This is a genomic window from Brevundimonas sp. (genome assembly GCF_051860745.1).
In the GTDB taxonomy this organism is placed as follows: Bacteria; Pseudomonadota; Alphaproteobacteria; order Caulobacterales; family Caulobacteraceae; genus Brevundimonas.
In genome coordinates, this window is record NZ_JBHYDN010000007.1 from 132,772 (window position 1) to 149,203 (window position 16,432).

Annotated in this window: 20 protein-coding genes and 1 tRNA gene; 17 read left to right on the plus strand and 4 right to left on the minus strand. The window is 67.5% G+C overall.

All coding sequences use genetic code 11. The annotated features are described in order from the left end of the window. Window positions 1-4 precede the first annotated feature (4 nt). The 9 genes from nrdR to ACTIEW_RS10000 all read left to right on the plus strand — a co-directional run bounded on the left by nrdR (window position 5) and on the right by ACTIEW_RS10000 (window position 7,605). Window positions 5-463, plus strand: coding sequence for a transcriptional regulator NrdR (gene nrdR / locus ACTIEW_RS09960; RefSeq protein WP_439477756.1), 459 nt, complete (start codon window positions 5-7; stop codon window positions 461-463). After that, window positions 463-1,113, plus strand: a complete 651-nt coding sequence (locus ACTIEW_RS09965) for a RibD family protein (RefSeq protein WP_439477757.1) — start codon at window positions 463-465, stop codon at window positions 1,111-1,113. The genes nrdR and ACTIEW_RS09965 overlap by 1 nt, the downstream gene beginning before the upstream one ends. Then, window positions 1,113-1,703, plus strand: a complete 591-nt coding sequence (locus ACTIEW_RS09970) for a riboflavin synthase (protein ID WP_439477758.1) — start codon at window positions 1,113-1,115, stop codon at window positions 1,701-1,703. Before ACTIEW_RS09965 ends, ACTIEW_RS09970 begins: the two co-directional genes overlap by 1 nt. Continuing rightward, window positions 1,703-2,848 (plus strand): 3,4-dihydroxy-2-butanone-4-phosphate synthase, encoded by a 1,146-nt coding sequence (gene ribB, locus ACTIEW_RS09975; protein ID WP_439477759.1) that lies wholly within the window; start codon window positions 1,703-1,705, stop codon window positions 2,846-2,848. The genes ACTIEW_RS09970 and ribB overlap by 1 nt, the downstream gene beginning before the upstream one ends. Beyond that, a complete protein-coding gene (gene ribH / locus ACTIEW_RS09980; RefSeq protein WP_439477777.1) occupies window positions 2,845-3,306 on the plus strand; it encodes a 6,7-dimethyl-8-ribityllumazine synthase in 462 nt (153 codons plus the stop codon). The genes ribB and ribH overlap by 4 nt, the downstream gene beginning before the upstream one ends. Next, complete coding sequence (nusB, locus tag ACTIEW_RS09985; RefSeq protein ID WP_439477760.1) at window positions 3,303-3,833, plus strand: transcription antitermination factor NusB; 531 nt, start codon at window positions 3,303-3,305, stop codon at window positions 3,831-3,833. The genes ribH and nusB overlap by 4 nt, the downstream gene beginning before the upstream one ends. An 8-nt stretch (window positions 3,834-3,841) precedes the next feature. Continuing rightward, a complete protein-coding gene (gene thiL / locus ACTIEW_RS09990; RefSeq protein WP_439477761.1) occupies window positions 3,842-4,831 on the plus strand; it encodes a thiamine-phosphate kinase in 990 nt (329 codons plus the stop codon). A gap of 37 nt (window positions 4,832-4,868) precedes the next feature. Continuing rightward, on the plus strand, window positions 4,869-5,285 hold the full coding sequence (locus tag ACTIEW_RS09995; protein WP_439477762.1) for a hypothetical protein: 417 nt from the start codon (window positions 4,869-4,871) through the stop codon (window positions 5,283-5,285). Window positions 5,286-5,457: 172 nt separating this feature from the next. Further along, on the plus strand, window positions 5,458-7,605 hold the full coding sequence (locus ACTIEW_RS10000; RefSeq protein ID WP_439477763.1) for a sodium-translocating pyrophosphatase: 2,148 nt from the start codon (window positions 5,458-5,460) through the stop codon (window positions 7,603-7,605). 231 nt (window positions 7,606-7,836) lie between these two features. On the opposite strand, the gene ACTIEW_RS10005 is transcribed toward ACTIEW_RS10000, so the two are convergent. After that, window positions 7,837-8,313 carry an outer membrane protein assembly factor BamE gene (locus ACTIEW_RS10005; RefSeq protein ID WP_439477764.1) on the minus strand — a complete coding sequence of 159 codons (477 nt, stop codon included), beginning with the start codon at window positions 8,311-8,313 and terminating at the stop codon, window positions 7,837-7,839. Window positions 8,314-8,396: 83 nt separating this feature from the next. Between ACTIEW_RS10005 and ACTIEW_RS10010 the strand changes: the two genes are divergently transcribed. The 7 genes from ACTIEW_RS10010 (at window position 8,397) to ACTIEW_RS10040 (ending at window position 12,662) form a co-directional block, all read left to right on the plus strand. After that, window positions 8,397-8,930, plus strand: a complete 534-nt coding sequence (locus ACTIEW_RS10010) for a ubiquinol-cytochrome C chaperone family protein (RefSeq protein WP_439477765.1) — start codon at window positions 8,397-8,399, stop codon at window positions 8,928-8,930. Then, entirely contained in the window at window positions 8,927-9,439 is a 513-nt protein-coding gene (locus ACTIEW_RS10015) for a YceD family protein (protein WP_439477766.1), read from the plus strand. Before ACTIEW_RS10010 ends, ACTIEW_RS10015 begins: the two co-directional genes overlap by 4 nt. Window positions 9,440-9,532: 93 nt before the next feature. After that, on the plus strand, window positions 9,533-10,615 hold the full coding sequence (gene plsX / locus ACTIEW_RS10020) for a phosphate acyltransferase PlsX (protein ID WP_439477767.1): 1,083 nt from the start codon (window positions 9,533-9,535) through the stop codon (window positions 10,613-10,615). Then, complete coding sequence (locus ACTIEW_RS10025) at window positions 10,612-11,589, plus strand: beta-ketoacyl-ACP synthase III (RefSeq protein ID WP_439477768.1); 978 nt, start codon at window positions 10,612-10,614, stop codon at window positions 11,587-11,589. Before plsX ends, ACTIEW_RS10025 begins: the two co-directional genes overlap by 4 nt. Window positions 11,590-11,629: 40 nt before the next feature. After that, window positions 11,630-11,974 carry an integration host factor subunit alpha gene (locus ACTIEW_RS10030; RefSeq protein ID WP_439477769.1) on the plus strand — a complete coding sequence of 115 codons (345 nt, stop codon included), beginning with the start codon at window positions 11,630-11,632 and terminating at the stop codon, window positions 11,972-11,974. A 5-nt stretch (window positions 11,975-11,979) separates the two neighbouring features. Next, window positions 11,980-12,405, plus strand: a complete 426-nt coding sequence (locus ACTIEW_RS10035) for a MerR family transcriptional regulator (RefSeq protein ID WP_439477770.1) — start codon at window positions 11,980-11,982, stop codon at window positions 12,403-12,405. 180 nt (window positions 12,406-12,585) lie between these two features. Continuing rightward, window positions 12,586-12,662: transfer RNA gene (locus tag ACTIEW_RS10040), tRNA-Pro, on the plus strand. Between the two features lie 63 nt (window positions 12,663-12,725). Here ACTIEW_RS10040 and ACTIEW_RS10045 read toward each other — a convergent pair. After that, the gene (locus tag ACTIEW_RS10045) at window positions 12,726-12,926 is read right to left on the minus strand and encodes a DUF2842 domain-containing protein (RefSeq protein WP_439477771.1); all 201 of its coding nucleotides are present in this window, start codon (window positions 12,924-12,926) and stop codon (window positions 12,726-12,728) included. Between the two features lie 2 nt (window positions 12,927-12,928). Further along, on the minus strand, window positions 12,929-13,180 hold the full coding sequence (locus ACTIEW_RS10050) for a transglycosylase (RefSeq protein WP_439477772.1): 252 nt from the start codon (window positions 13,178-13,180) through the stop codon (window positions 12,929-12,931). Window positions 13,181-13,314: 134 nt separating this feature from the next. Here ACTIEW_RS10050 and ACTIEW_RS10055 point away from each other — a divergent pair, with 134 nt between their 5' ends. Next, window positions 13,315-14,382: a COX15/CtaA family protein gene (locus ACTIEW_RS10055; RefSeq protein ID WP_439477773.1), complete on the plus strand. Its 1,068-nt coding sequence runs from the start codon at window positions 13,315-13,317 to the stop codon at window positions 14,380-14,382. Here the strand turns inward: ACTIEW_RS10055 and ACTIEW_RS10060 are convergent. After that, window positions 14,351-15,763 (minus strand): alkaline phosphatase PhoX, encoded by a 1,413-nt coding sequence (locus ACTIEW_RS10060; protein WP_439477774.1) that lies wholly within the window; start codon window positions 15,761-15,763, stop codon window positions 14,351-14,353. The two genes, ACTIEW_RS10055 and ACTIEW_RS10060, sit on opposite strands and share 32 nt — an antisense overlap. Window positions 15,764-16,432 lie beyond the last annotated feature (669 nt).

Sequence of the window (16,432 nt, forward strand, 5' to 3'; positions counted from 1 at the left end):
CGCGATGAAATGCCCTTTCTGCGGACACCAGGACACCCAGGTGAAGGACAGCCGCCCGTCGGATGACGGCGCCGCCATCCGCCGTCGCCGGTCCTGTCCGCAATGCAGCGGGCGGTTCACCACCTTCGAACGGGTGCAACTGCGCGAGCTGATGATCCTCAAGCGCAACGGCCGCCGCGCACCGTTCGACCGCGACAAGCTGGAGCGGTCCTTGAATGTGGCCCTGCGCAAACGCCCGGTGCAGGCCGAGCAGATCGAACAGCTGGTCAGCCGCATCACCCGCCAGCTGGAAAGTCTCGGCGAGACGGAAATCCCGTCCTCGACCGTCGGCGACTTCATCATGAAGGCGCTGAAGGGCGTCGATGAGGTGGCCTATGTCCGCTACGCCTCGGTCTACAAGGATTTCCGCCACACGGGGGACTTCGCGCGGTTCCTCGGCGACGAGGGTCTGGACGAAACCTGATGCGCCCGCGCGTCACCCTGAAACTGGCCACCTCGCTGGACGCCCGGATTGCGATGGCTTCCGGCGAGAGCCAGTGGATCACGGGCGAAGAAGCGCGGCTGGAAGGGCACCGGCTGCGCGCGGCCCATGACGCCGTTCTGGTCGGGATCGAAACCGTGCTGGCGGACGATCCGCTGCTGACGGCCCGGCTGTCCGGCCGCCCCATCGACCAGCCCGTGCGCGTCGTGCTCGACAGTCGCCAACGACTGGGCCTGGAATCGAACCTGGTGCGCACGGCGCGCGAGATTCCGGTCATTGTCTTCACCGTCCAGTTTCCGTCCTCCGGGCTGGAAGCGGCCGGCGTCAAGGTGATCAAGGTGCATGCGGCGCCGGACGGGCGCCCGTCGCTGAGCCACCTCCTGGCCGCTCTGTACGGCGAGGGAATCCGGGCGCTGCTGGTCGAGGGCGGCGGGGAGGTGGCGTCCAGCTTCCTGCGCGCGGACGCCGTCGACCGGATCGAGTGGTTCCGGGCTCCGATTCTGCTCGGCGCCGAGGCGCGTCCCGGCGTCGGTTCGCTCAACGTCGCCCTGCTGGGCGAAGCGCGGCGGTTCCGCCGTATTGCGGTCAAGCCCCTGGGTCCCGATCTGTGGGAGCGCTACGAGAGGCTCTGATGTTTACCGGGATTGTCACAGACATCGGCCGCGTCCGTTCGGTCCGTCAGACCGAGCGCGACCGGCGCTACGAGATCGAGACCGCCTGGGACACCTCGGGCATCGACCTCGGCGCCTCGATCAGCCATGCGGGCTGCTGCCTGACAGTCACCAAAAAGGGCCCGGGCTGGTTCGCGGTCGAGGTGTCAGGCGAGACCCTGTCGAAGACCACGCTGGGGGATTGGCGCGAAGGCGATCCGGTCAATCTGGAGCGGGCCGCGAAACTGGGCGACGAACTGGGCGGCCATATCGTCTCGGGCCATATCGACGGAATGGGTCGGGTCGTCTCGGTGACGCCCGAGGGCGGCTCGCACCGGATCGACATCGCCGCGCCGGCTCCGCTGCACCGCTATATCGCGGCCAAGGGGTCGATCACCGTCGACGGCGTCTCGCTGACCGTCAACGCGGTCGAAGGCGAGGTCTTCGGCCTCAATGTCATTCCCCACACCCGGGAGGTCACGACGCTGGGCACCCTGAAAGCCGGCGATGCGGTCAACCTGGAGATAGACATGCTGGCGCGATACCTCGCGCGGTGGCAGGAGACGGCGTGATGGCCAATACAATCATTCTCGCCTCGGACATGTTCGACAGCCCGATCAGCCCGATCGAGGACATCCTTGAGGACGCCCGCAACGGCAAGCCCTACATCCTCGTCGACGCCGAGGACCGGGAGAACGAGGGCGACATCATCATTCCGGCCCAGTTCGCCACGCCGGACCAGATCAACTTCATGGCCCGCCACGCGCGCGGCCTGATCTGTCTCGCCATCACCGCCGACCGCGCTCGCCAGCTGCGGCTGCCGCCCATGGCCGCCGAGAACCGCGAGAGCATGGGCACCGCGTTCACTGTCTCGATCGAGGCGCGGGAAGGCGTCACCACCGGCATATCCGCTGCGGACCGCGCTCGCACCGTCCAGGTAGCGGCGGACCCGGCCCGGGGGGCTGACGACATTGTCTCGCCGGGCCACGTCTTCCCGCTGGTCGCGCGCGACGGCGGCGTGCTGGTCCGCACCGGCCACACGGAGGCGGCCGTCGACATTTCGCGCATGGCCGGACTGACGCCCGCCGGCGTCATCTGCGAGATCATGAATGACGACGGCTCGATGGCCCGGATGCCCGATCTGGTCGCCTTCGCCCAGTTGCACGGGCTGAAGATCGGCACCATCGCCGACCTGATCGCCTATCGCCGCCGCACCGAACGCTATGTCGAACGGGTCATGGATACGCCGTTCGAGAGCATCCACGGCGGGCCGTTCCGGCTGATGCTGTACCGGAACACCATCGAGGGCCACGAGCACATCGCCCTCGTCAACGGTACGGTCGAGCCGGGCAAGCCGACCCTGGTGCGCATGCACCAGGTCGATTTCGCCGCCGACATTCTCGGCCACGTCGAGGCGCGCCAGAACTATGTGCCCCAGGCCCTGAAGGCGATCAGCGAGCATGACGGGGCCGGAGTCACCGTCTTCCTCCGCGACCCCGATCTGCACGGTCTCGCCGAACGGCTTGCCGGAGTCGAGAAGCCCGCGGCCGTCGACCGCTCGATCCGAAACTACGGCGTCGGGGCCCAGATCCTGCTGGATCTCGGCGTGCGCGACATGATCGTGATGAGCTCGACCCGCCCCAACCCCGCCGCGCTTGAGGGCTACGGCCTGCGCATCGTCGGCTGGCGCGACATGGACGGAGAAGACCAATCCTGAGCGATCCGCCCCGCGTCCTCATCGTCGAGGCGCGCTTCTATGACGACCTGGCCGACGCCCTGCTGGAAGGGGCGAAGGACGCCCTGCGCGCGCGCGGCGCGACGTTCGACGTCGTCCCGGTGCCCGGCGCCCTGGAAGTGCCGACCGCCATCGCCCTGGCCGAGGAGGCCGGCCGCTTCCCGACCGCCCCGCGCTATGACGGCTATGTCGCCCTGGGCTGCGTCATTCGCGGCGAGACCTATCATTTCGAGATTGTTGCGGACCAGTCGGCGGCGGCCCTGGCCAGTCTCGGCCTGAAGGGCCTGGCCATCGGAAACGGCATTCTGACCACCGAAGACGAGGATCAGGCCTGGGCCCGGGCGCGGATCAGCGAGGGCGACAAGGGCGGCGGCGCGGCCCGCGCCTGTCTGGACCTCATTGCCTTGCGCAAGCGGCTGCGGCTAGGACTGGGCGCGTGACCGAACCCGCCAGCCTTCAATCCGTGCTCGAGCAACTCGCCGAGGCCGAAAAGCAGCGCGCCGAACCGCAGCTGACCAGCCGCCAGCGGCGCGCCCGCACGGTCGCGCGCCTCGCCGCCGTTCAGGCCTTGTACCAGATGGAGCTGGCCGGCGAGGGCGTGGACACGGTCATCGCCGAATTCTCCAACCACCGCTTTGACTCGGACATGGAGGGCGAGCCGCTGGCCGAGGCTGACGAAGCCTATTTCGCCGAGATCGTGCGCGGCGTGGTCGATAGCCAGCGCGATATCGACACGGCGGTGAAGGCGCGGCTGGCGTCGAACTGGCGGCTGGAGCGGTTGGATTCCACCCTTCGAGCCCTGCTGCGCGCGGGAGCCTGGGAGCTGCGCAACCGTCAGGATGTGCCGCGCGAGATCGTCATCGATGAGTATGTCGAACTGGCCAAGGCCTTCTTCGACGACGCCGAGGCCAAATTTGTCAACGCAGCGCTGGACGGCGTCGCCCGAGACGTCCGTCCGAAGGCCTAGGTGAGGCAATGCCCGCTGTCGATGTCGCCGGCGAGTTCGAAACCATCCGACGGCTGTTCGCGCCGCTGGCGCATCCGGTATGGGGCCGGGGGCTGGCGGACGACGTCGCCGTCGTGCCGTCCCGGGCAGGGCATGATCTGGTTCTGACCAAGGACGCCATCGTCGAAGGTGTCCACTTCCTGCCGACCGATCCGCTCGACACGGTGGCGCGCAAGCTGATGCGGGTGAATCTGTCCGACCTGGCGGCCAAGGGGGCCGAGCCGTTCGGCTATCTGCTCGCCTGCCACTGGTCGCCGCGCTGCGGCTGGCCGGAGCGAATGACCTTCGTGGATGGCTTGCGCGCCGATCAGAAATCCTTCGGCATCGCCCTGCTGGGCGGGGACACCGTCGCCACGCCCGGGCCGGCCAGCTTCTCGATGACGCTGCTGGGCTGGATCCCCAAGGGCCGTACGGTGGGACGCGCCGGCGCCAGACCCGGCGATCTGGTTTTCGTCACCGGAGCCATCGGCGACGGCTGGCTGGGACTGGAGGGGGTGCAGGGCCGGCTGTCGCTGGATGCCGAGCGGGTCGCCGCCCTGTCTGACCACTATCGGACGCCGACGCCGCGGACCGATTTCGCCCTGCCGATCCGCGACATGGCCAGCGCGGCCATCGATGTCTCGGACGGCCTGATCGCCGACCTTGAACATCTGGCCGACGCCAGCGGCGTCCGCGTTGAGATCGACCTTGAGACCGTACCCCTGTCCGCCGCGGGCCAGGCCTGGTTCGACGGGCGCGTCGACGAGCAGGCGGCGCTGGAGAAGCTGGTCACCGGCGGCGACGACTATGAGATCGCCTTCACCGCCTCGGCGCGTGACGAGGCGGCCCTCAGGCGCGAGGCGGAGCGCCGTCATCTGCGACTGACCCGGATCGGCCGCGTCACCGCCGGGCAGGGCGTTGCTGCCCGTTTCGGCGGTCAGCCGGTCACATTCGACCGCTCCGGCTTTACCCACAGCTGACAACGATTTCTCAAGGCGTCGGCGTCACGGTGACGCCATGCGCCGTCGTGACCTTATCGCCGCCACCGCCGCCCTGTCCGCTGTCGCCCCCGCGGCGCTGGCGGAAGATGCACCTGCGGGCGGCCAGAGTCTGAGCATGCCCGGCGTCGGCCTGCCGATCATCGTGGGCGGACGGTTGCGCAACTATGTCTTCGTCTCGCTTCGCCTGCATCTCGGCGGTTCGGCGACGCCGGAGATGATGCGCCCCAAGGAGGCCTACCTGCGCGACGCCCTGGTCCGCGCCGGTCACCGGACACCCTTCGTGGTGGCGGATGACTGGACCCGAATCGATCCGGCCGCCCTGTCCGCCAGCCTGATACGGTCGGCGGCGACGATCGCCGGACGCGGCTCGGTCATCCGGGTCGAGATCGTCAGTCAGGCCCCGCGCCGTCGGATCGGCGTCCAGACCGGCTGATCAACATCGCCTGTTGCGTCGCCTGCCGGTATTTGGCACGTTTCCGCCGCAATTCCCCAAGGACGCAACATGCGTCCGGTGCGCACGGGGGGACCGGAAGGCGGAATGAGGCGGACAACGCCCACCGCGCCAAGGGACCGGGCGTCTGAAGATCACAGGACTTGGAAACGTCATGAGCAACTATCTGTGGCTGGTCATCGCCGCAGGCGCGCTGGGGGTCCTCTATGGACTGATCCAGACCGCCTCGCTGATGAAGGCCAGTACCGGCAACGACAAGATGCGCGAGATCGCCGCGGCGATTCAGGAGGGCGCTTCGGCCTATCTGCGGCGGCAGTACACCACCATCGCCATGGTCGGCGTGGTCATCCTCGTCGCAGCCTATTTCCTGATCGGCGAATGGGCCGCCATCGGCTTCGTCATCGGCGCGGTCCTGTCGGGCCTTGCCGGTTTCGCCGGCATGCTGATCTCGGTACGGGCCAACGTCCGTACGGCGCAGGCCGCGTCGGAGAGCCTCGGCAAGGGGCTGGATCTGGCTTTCCGTTCGGGCGCCATCACCGGCATGTTCGTGGCGGGCGGTGCCCTGCTGGGCGTCGCCGGCTACTACGCCATCCTGACGGCCGGCATGGGCTTTGAGCCGACCAGTCGTGAAGTCATCGACGGCCTTGTGGCCCTGGGCTTCGGCGCCTCGCTGATCTCCATCTTCGCCCGTCTGGGCGGCGGCATCTTCACCAAGGGCGCCGACGTGGGCGGCGACATGGTGGGCAAGGTCGAGGCCGGCATCCCCGAGGATGATCCCCGGAACGCCGCGACCATCGCAGACAACGTTGGCGACAACGTCGGCGACTGCGCCGGCATGGCCGCCGACCTGTTCGAGACCTATGCGGTGACCACGGTCGCCACCATGGTGCTGGCCGCGATCTTCTTCCGCGACCAGCCCTATGTCGACACCATGATGCTGTTGCCGCTGGCCATCTGCGGCATCTGCATCGTCACCTCGATCATCGGCTCCTTCTGCGTCCGTCTGGGCAAGAGCCAGAACATCATGGGCGCCCTCTATCAGGGCCTGATCGTCACCGGCGTGTTGTCGGCGATCGCCGTCTATTTCGTCATCGACGGCCTGATCACCGGCCCGATCGTCACCAACAGCGGGCTGACCATCGAACCGATGAGCCTGTTCTGGTCCGGCATGGTCGGCCTGCTCGTCACCGCCGCCATCGTGGTGATCACCGAATACTACACCGGCTCCAACTTCCGTCCGGTGCGCTCGGTCGCCAACGCCTCGGTTTCGGGGCATGGCACCAACGTCATCCAGGGTCTGGCCGTCTCGCTGGAATCGACCGCCCTGCCGGCTCTGACCATCATCGTCGGCATCATCGCCTCCTATCAGCTGGCGGGCCTGTTCGGCATCGCCATCGCCACCACGACCATGCTGGGCGTGGCGGGGATGATCGTGGCGCTGGACGCCTTTGGTCCGGTCACCGACAACGCCGGCGGCATCGCCGAAATGGCGGGCCTGCCGTCGGACGTGCGTCACGTGACGGACGCGCTGGATGCGGTGGGCAACACCACCAAGGCCGTGACCAAGGGCTATGCTATCGGTTCGGCCGGCCTCGGCGCCCTGGTGCTGTTCGCGGCCTATACGTCCGACCTGGACTATTTCGCCGCCAATCCGGAGCTCTATCCCTTCTTCGCGGGCATGGCCGAGATCGATTTCGGCCTGACCAATCCGTATGTCGTCGTCGGCCTGCTGTTCGGAGGGCTGCTGCCCTTCCTGTTTGGCGGCATGTCGATGATGGCGGTGGGCCGCGCGGCCGAGGCCGTAGTGGCCGAGGTGCGTCGCCAGTTCCGCGAGAACCCGGGCATCATGACCTATGAGGTCAAGCCCGAGTACGGCCGGGCCGTCGACATCCTGACCAAGGCGGCGATCAAGGAGATGATCGTGCCGTCGCTGTTGCCGGTGCTGTCGCCGATCGTTCTGTTCGTCGCGGTGCTGTCGATCTCGGACAAGGCCACGGCCTTCGCCGCCCTCGGCGCCATGCTGATGGGCGTCATCGTCACCGGCCTGTTCGTCGCCATCTCGATGACCTCGGGCGGCGGCGCCTGGGACAACGCCAAGAAGGTGATCGAAGAGGGCTTCACCGACAAGAACGGCGTCGTCCACGGCAAGGGCTCCGAGGCGCACAAGGCCGCAGTGACCGGCGACACGGTCGGCGATCCCTACAAGGACACCTCCGGTCCGGCGGTGAACCCGATGATCAAGATCACCAACATCGTGGCCCTGCTGCTGCTCGCAGTCCTGGCCAGCGGCAAGGTGTTCTGATTCAGTTGAAAGAAGCCGCTGCGTCCTGATCGGGACGCGGCGGTCGCCAAAGAAAGAGGCCCCGGAGAGCGATCTCCGGGGCCTTCTTTATTCCTCCTCCAAGCGTAGCGCAGGGGGAGGGGGACCACCCGAAGGGTGGTGGAGGGGGCCTGACCGCAAACGCAAGTGGACGAGGCTGCCCCCTCCACCGCTTCGCGGTCCCCCTCCCCCGAGGGGGGAGGAATGGTCGACCTATTCCCGGCGCTGCTGGCCCGGCTGGTCCTCGTCCGTGCGGGGCAGCTGGCCGCGGGCGACGTTGCCGAGCAGCTGCTCCAGGATGGTCAGCTGACGTCCGCGGGTCGGGGTCTCGCGATCGTTCATGGCCACCCGTTGTCCGTCTTCGAGGCCGAGGGTGCGGACTTCGGACACCAGACCGGCGTCATTGAAGGTGATTTCCGTCACCGAGCGCTGGGTCACCTGCGGCCGGTTGTAGGTGTATTTCTCGGTCACCTGGCTGATGTAGTACCAGACATTGTCGCGCTCGAAGGTCGAGGTCGTGGACGGCGTGCCCAGCCGGGTCAGGACGGTCTGTTTTGTGTCCGTGCCGGCGACGATGTCGGTCGGCTTGGCGTCGATCGCCTGGAAGCCGTTCTGGCCCACGATCGGGGCGCAGGCGCTGGTCAGGGCGACGGCCGAGAGGGCGGCGATCAGGAGGTTCGTACGGAGCATTTGCGGCGCCTGCGACTTCAACAAGGTCTTTGACCTAACCGGACCCGAGCCTTAGTTCAACGGCGCGGCGGAAAAGGGGCCGTATGATCATGCTTCAGAATCTGTTCCGAACCCGTCCCCGCGAGCGTCCGGGCCAGCTGCTGTATGAAGCGGCGGTGCGTCAGGCGCGCGATCCGGCCTTCTACACCCGGTTCGGCGTGGCGGACCGTATCGACGCGCGGTTCGAGCTCTATACGCTGCACGTCCTGCTTCTGGTCATGCGTTTGCGCGACGAGGGCGACCGCGGGGCGGAGGCCGCACAGGACCTGTTCAACACCTATGTCTCGGCGCTGGACCACGCCCTGCGCGAACTGGGCGTGGGCGATGTCTCGGTCGGCAAGAAGATGCGCAAACTGGGCGAGGCCCTGTACGGACGAATGACGGCCTGGGAAGCTCCGCTACGTCACGGGAACGCGGCGGCGCTGGCCGCTGGCCTGGCCCGCAATGTGTATGAGAGCGAGGACGCCGCCACGGGCGAGGCTCTGGCCGCCTATGCCCTCGCCAGCCGCGCCCGTCTGGCGGCGCAGACCTTTGACGCCGTGACGAATACCCCGGAATGGGCGAAGACAGCCGTATGACCCTTCCCGATCTTCCCTACAGCGAGCCCGTCCGTCTGCATCAGGTCGCCGGCGGCGTGAAACGGACGTTGGAGCCCGACGCGGCGGCCCGCGCGCGGATCGTCAAGGCGCTGGATCTGGCCTCGCTGGACGCCTTCACCGCCGAGATGCATCTGGCTCCGTCGCCCGCGGGCTGGCGGTTGTCAGGCCGGGTGCGCGCCAGCCTCGCCCAGACCTGCGGCATCACTCTGGAGCCGCTGCCGCTCGAAATCGATGCGCCCTTCGCCCTGACCCTCGCCGAGGCGGTGGACGAGGAGTCGGACGAGATCGTCATCACCATGGACGACGAATCGCCCGACCTGATCGAGAACGGCCAGATCGATCTGGGCCAGTACGCTGTGGAACAGCTGGCGTTGAGGCTGGACCCGTTCCCGCGAAAGCCGGGCGCCGAGTTCGTCCAGCCGCCCGAACCCGCTGAAATCTCGCCGTTCGCGGTGTTGAAGCAGCTTCGGCCTTCCGACGAAGGTTGACGCAGGGGCGGCGCGGTTGCATCCCCCCGATGCGGCGCTATCGTCGCCAAACTGACAAGCGCCGGGCTGACGGCGCTACGGAGTCGAAACGGCTTGTCATCCCCGATCCTGATTTCGCTCGACGCCATGGGCGGAGACCACGGTCCGTCTGTCGTGGTGCCCGGCGTGCGCGACTACCGCAAACGTCACGGCGGCGAAGGCGTGCGCTTCATCCTGCACGGCGACGAGACGGCGATCCGCGCCGAAATGGCCAAGGCGGGTCTGACGGACGACGTCTGCCTGGTTCGGCACACCGACAAGGTGGTGGCCATGGACGAGAAGCCGGCCACGGCCATGCGTCGCGGCAAGGGCTCGAGCCTGTGGAACGCCATCGAGGCGGTCAAGTCGGGCGAGGCCGGCGCGGTGGTGTCGGCCGGGAACACCGGCGCCCTGATGGCCATCTCCAAATTGCTGCTGCGGATGTCGGCGCCCGGACTCGAGCGGCCGGCGATCGTGGCCAGCTGGCCGACGCCGAAAGGCGTCACCGCCGTGCTCGACGTCGGGGCCAATATCGAGAGTGATGCGGCCCAACTGGTCGAGTTCGCCATCATGGGCGAGGCGTTCATGACGGCTGTCCACGGGGTCGCGAAACCGACCATCGGCATCCTGAACGTCGGCTCCGAGGACGTGAAGGGCCACGAGGAGGTGCGCGAAGCCGCGCGTCTGCTGCGTGACGGCGGTTTCGGGCTGGATTACTTCGGCTTCGTCGAGGGCACAGACATCGCCAAGGGCACGGTGGATGTGGTCGTGACCGATGGCTTCACCGGCAATATCGCGCTGAAGACGGCCGAAGGGGTGGCCAAATTCATCGCCGGCCTGATGAAGGAAGCCCTGACCTCAAGCCTGACGTCGAAGCTGGGCGCGCTGCTCGCGATGCCGGCGCTCAAGCGCATGAGTCAGAAGATCGATCCCAACGCCAACAACGGCGGGCCTCTGCTGGGGCTGAACGGGATCGTGGTGAAAAGCCATGGCGGGGCGACGTCGGGCGGCTTTGGCGCCGCCATCCGGGTGGCTGTCGAATTGGCCCGCAGCGACTATATGGAAAAGGTCGGGGCGAACCTGCAGCGGCTGACGACCCTGCTTGAGGACCCCATCGTCAGTTCGGCGGAAGAACCCGTCCGGGAGAGCATTCAGTGAGCGTAGTTCGCAGCGCCGTGACCGGCGTCGGCTCCTTTCTGCCGGAACAGGTCGTCACCAACGCCGATCTGGCCCTGATCGTCGATACCTCGGACGAGTGGATCCAGGAACGGACCGGGATCAAGCAGCGCCACCGCGCCCGCGATGACCAGCCGACCAGCGACCTGGCCACGGAAGCCGCCAGACGGGCCCTGGCCGATGCCGGCCGGACCGCCGCCGACGTCGATCTCATCATCGTGGCCACCACCACGCCCGACATGACCTTCCCGTCGGTCGCCTCGATCGTGCAGCGCAAGCTGGGCGCCCCGACCTGTATCGCCTTCGATGTTCAGGCCGTGTGCTCCGGCTTCGTCTACGCGCTCAGCATCGCCGACGGCTTCGTCGCGCGGGGGCAGGCGAAATGTGCCCTGGTCATCGGGGCCGAGGAAATGACCCGGCTGATGGACTGGACCGACCGTTCGACCTGCGTCCTGTTCGGCGACGGGGCCGGCTGCGTCGTGGTCGAGCCGCGCGAGGGGCAGGGGACCAAGGCCGATCAGGGTCTGCTGGGCTTCGCCCTGCGCTGTGACGGCACCAAGACCGATCTGCTGTACGTCGACGGCGGACCCGCCACCACCGGGACCGTCGGCCATCTGCGCATGGCCGGAAACCAGGTCTTCCGTCATGCCGTGGTCAACATCGCTGAAGCCATCACCGCCGCCTGCGCAGCCGCCAAAATCGAGGTGGCTGACGTCGACTGGTTCGTGCCGCACCAGGCCAACCAGAGGATCATCAAGGGCGTCGGGGATCGTCTGGGTCTGGACGAGAACAAGGTCATCTCGACCGTGGCCATGCACGCCAACACCTCGGCGGCCTCAATCCCGCTGGCTCTCGACGCGGCGATTCAGGACGGCCGGATCAAGCGCGGCGATCTGGTTCTGCTGGAGGCCATGGGCGGCGGTCTGACCTGGGGCGCATGCGCGTTTCGTCTCTAAGGCGATTTCCGGCTTTCCATTTGACGACGCTTGGCCTTTTATGTCCGTCGACCGACCTTTGGAGGGGAGCGGACCTTTGCCCGAACACCAGACGCTGACGCGCGCGGATCTCTGTGAAGCGGTGCACGATGACGTGGGCCTGTCCCGCCAGGAGTGCTCGGCGCTGGTCGAGCGCACGCTCGAACTGATCATTGAATCGCTGGAACGCGGCGAGACGGTGAAGCTGTCGGGCTTCGGGGTCTTTCAGGTGCGCGAGAAGCGCGCCCGGATGGGCCGCAATCCCAAGACCGGCCAGCCGGCTGCGATCCATCCGCGGCGGGTCATCAGTTTCCGCGCCTCCCAGATCATGAAGGGCCGGGTTCACGACGCTGTCGTGAGCGCCTGACGCCCGTGGCCAAGAGCGCCAACGCCTTCAGAACCATTTCAGAAGCGGCGGCAGAGGTCGGCGCGCCCCAGCATGTGCTGCGCTTCTGGGAGACGAAATTCGTCTTTCTGACGCCGTTGAAACGGGCCGGCGGGCGGCGCTTCTACCGGCCGCAGGACGTGGTGCTGCTCAAGGCGGTCAAGCGACTGCTGCATGAGGAAGGCCTGACCATCAAGGGCGTCCAGCGCCTGCACAAGGAACAGGGGTTGAAGCGCCTGGCCCACTATGGCGACCCCGACGGCGCCGTCACGTTCGAGCCCGAAGGCGCCGCCCCGGCGACCGTTTCCGCCCCTGCGGCGACAGGCCAGTCCTCGATCCGTCTGCGCCAGGTGCTGGCCGAGCTGGAAGGCGCGCGGGCCCGTCTGGAAGCCGTGCTGTCGAGAAGCGGCTAGAGCGAAATCGGCCTTGTCAGACGCAGTCCGGCAAGGCTCAGATTTCGCTCCAGCATCATGCAGGAGCCTGATTCACGGCATCGGCGGAATCGCGAAGCGATTCCCCCTCAACCGATCAGGCTCCGAGAGCTGCTTTTTCGGTTTGCGACGTCGCGAACCCCGTCTATAGGGAGCGCCTCTCGGAGCGTGGCGCAGCCTGGTAGCGCACTTGACTGGGGGTCAAGGGGTCGCAGGTTCGAATCCTGTCGCTCCGACCATCTTCCGCAATGAAGACGGTTGGTCAGGGGGTCGCTTTCGGGCGGCCCCTTTGCATTACGGTGCTACTTCTTGCGGCCTTCGGCCCAGCTGAGCAACGGGATCAGCGGGACGCCCCAGGCGATGCCGGCGACACCGTAGAAGATCAGGTCGATCCACATCGAGGCGGGCAGGCGGTCGCGGATGGCGACGACGGCCCAGACGTAGAACGCCAGGAAGGCGATAGCGACGATAGCGGCGACGAAACGCCGGATCTGCGGACCCATGGTCAGCGCTTGCTCCGGAACAGGAAAAAGGCGCCGAGGGCCAGGGTCGAGGCGGCCAGCGACCATAGCACCCAGGTCCAGTCGTTCATCGTGCTGGCGCCGAAGACCCGAACCGCCAGGAACCAGCCGGCGACCGCGGCGACGGCCGAGACCAGCGAGGTGGCGAACAGGCCGCGGCGGCCGCTGACCAGATCAGCCAGCCAGGCGAGGGCGAAGGCGCCGAGGACCGCAATGATGATTTCGACGTACGGCAACCGGCCTCTCCAGACTTGCGGCGATGCGACGCCGAAAAGCGACTCGATCTCGCCGCACAGCGCGGGCATACCGCTGGGGCCGGCGCGATCCAAGGACGCGCGGGCACTGTAACGGTCGGGACGGCAGGCGTCGAATGAAGCGTTTCATTGGTGGCGATCAGAACCGCGCGGTCGCCATATGGCTGTTCATTTGCGCCGCCCTGGTGTTCGCCATGGTCGTGGTCGGGGGCATCACCCGCCTGACCGGATCGGGCCTGTCGATCACCGAGTGGCAGCTGATCATGGGCGCTTTGCCGCCGATGAATGCGGCCGACTGGAACGAGGCCTTCGGGAAATACCGGGCTATTCCGCAATATGCCCAGGTCAATGCCGGCATGAGCCTGGCCGAGTTTCAGGGCATCTTCTGGTGGGAGTGGGCGCACCGGCTTCTGGGCCGGCTGATCGGCGCCGCCTTCGCCCTTCCGTTCGCCGTCTTCCTGATCCTGCGCCAGATGCCGCGGCGGCTGATCGTGCGCTGCGGGGTCTTGCTCGTCCTCGGCGGGCTGCAGGGGCTGATCGGCTGGTGGATGGTGTCCAGCGGCCTGTCGGAACGGGTCGACGTGGCGCCTGAACGGCTGGCGGTGCACCTCGGGCTGGCGTTGGCGATCTTCATGGGGCTGGTCTGGACCGGGCTGGAGGCCTGGAACGGCGAATCACACAGCCGTTCGCCTGTGGGCTGGAGCCGCGGCGCGGCTGTCCTGTTGGGCGCGGTCTTCGTCCAGTGCCTGCTGGGCGGGCTGGTGGCGGGAGCCAAGGCGGGCTTCGTCTATACCGACTGGCCGCTGATGAACGGGGCGGTCCTCGCGCCGGTGGACTGGACCGGGGGCGGTCTGGCCTTTCTGCATGATCAGGCGCTGGTCCAGTTCAATCACCGCATCTGGGCTTATGGTCTGCTGATCGGCGGGACGGTCTATGCGGTGCAGGCCTGGCGCTGGCGGCTGGCCGAAGGTCTCGGCGCGGCGGCGTTCGCGGTGGCGGCGGCCCTGTGGTTGCAGGCCCTGCTGGGAATCTCCACCCTGATGAACGCAACGCCGCTATGGCTCGGCGCCCTGCATCAGGCGGGCGCGGCTCTGGTTCTGGCGGCGGCGACGGTCAATCTGTGGCTGGTGCGGCGCTCGCAGGCCCGGCTGTTTACGTCCGGACCGAGGACCAGGGGCCTCTGATCGCGAAGGTGATCCCCGGGTACATGATGTTGACGAACATCACCGATCCGTCGGGCGAGAAACAGGCCCCGGCGAACTCGGAGTTGCCCGTGAAGACGTTCCGTCCGAGCGTATAGACCTTGCCCTCGGGGGTGACGCCCTTGAGGTGGTTGCGCAGCTCGGTGGAATAGTTGTCCTCGCACACGATCAGGTGGCCCCACGGGGCGATGACGATGTTGTCGCCCATGTTTATGGTCCGGATGTCCGCGCTCTCGAAGAAGAGTTCGATACGGCCGGGCAGGAGGCTCTCGCCACGGCGGCCCTCGATGCGCGACGGGACATAACGCAGGATCTGGCCGCGCCTCAGCGGGCCGCCCGCGGTCGCGGTCATGAACAGTTCGCCGTCGCCCCAGAATATGCCCTCGCCTCGCGCCACCAGAGCGGCGCCGGCGGCATGACCGCGTTGGCGCAGGTCGCCGTTCGGGGACTCGACGTCCTCCATGTCGATCCAGACGACCTCGCGCGTCTCGCCGACGGCCCATTCGCGCGCACCGTGATTGGACGTGTCGGCGCCCGGCTTGCCCTTCAGGGCCATGGCCTGCAGCCGGCCGCCCTCGGCCAGTTTGCCCGGCGTGGTCGGAATGAAGCGGTAGAACAGGCCGTCGACCTTGTCCTCGGTCAGATAGACGATGCCGGTGCGGGGATCGACGCAGATCGCCTCGTGATCGAACCGGCCCATGGCTTTCAGGGGCTCGGGGGCGACCAGGCCGGTGGCGTCCGCCGGCACTTCGAAGACATAGCCGTGGGACTTCGTCACATCCGCGTCGGCGGGCGTCTGTTCGGTTTCCTCGCAGGTCAGCCAGCTGCCCCAGGGGGTGTGGCCGCCGGCGCAGTTGGTGCTGGTGCCGGCCAGCGACAGATACTGACGCACGGTGCGGCGGGTCTCGAGGTCGTAGATCAGGGTGGTGGTTCCGCCCGGCAGCACCCGTCCGTCCTTGTAGGTGTCATAGGCGCGAGCGGGGTCGAGCAGGCCGATCCGCTCCTGATGAAATCCGCCGGGGCCGAGGTTCCGGTGCAGGGCGCTGGAGCCCTTCAGTTCGTGATTGCGCACCAGGGCGACACGCGGCCCGTCGAGGGGAAAACAGCCCATGCCGTCCGGCTGGCCCGGAACGAACAGGCCATCGTCCATGGTGTCGCCGCTCTGGGAGATGACCTGGTAGGAAAAGCCCTCAGGCAGGTCGAGCAGGCGGTTCGGGTCGCGAACGAGCGGACCGTAGCCGTGAACCTCGTTGACATAGGTCTCTTCCGTCGCAGCCGTCTGGGCCGCAACGCTGCGGGCCAGGCCGGCAAAGGCGAAGGCGGCCGCCGAGCCGGCGATCAGGTCACGACGATGGGGGCGCATGGGGACTCCGAAGGGGTTGTGGCGCTTATGACCGGAGCCGCGGCCGCGGTCATCATGGTTCCGTGACAGGCGAGCGCAAGCGCCGCTCGCGCGATCGCGGTCGGAAGGGGAAGGCGTGCGGAGCGCCGGGCCCGCGCCCGGAGTTCTTTGTGGTTTACCGTTTCGACGCAGACAGACGCTCCGCGCGGAGATTGATCGGAAGCTTGCGTCCGGTGGCGGTTTTATCGCCTTACCGCAGCGCCTCCGGCGGGCGGGCCGTGCTTGCGACACGGTCCCCGGACCGGGCGAGTATCCCCCTCGCCCCTGACATCCGTTTGGTTATCAGACCCCGGGCGTTGGCTGCCTTGCTCTGGCAGCCGGGAACCGGGCCCCCGCTTCTCCACATCCCGCCGCCAAAGGACGCAAGGCCTCTGCGCCTCCCCTGCGACGGAACGGGGGGGAGTCTAGGAGGGGGCGTTCCTATGGCGGGCTGGGGACGCTGAAAATTTTGAAAGGCGTTCGGAGTCAGTGGCTTGGCGCGGCGGGATATGCTGACAATCGGCGGATTGTCAGCATAGCGTCACGCTACCCGTCTCCTCCCTGTCGCGAAGCGATGGGGAGGTGGCGCGGTGCGTCTTCGCGCCGTGACGGAGGGGTAGAGACGGCGGCGCGGCGGGCGCCCCTCCACCA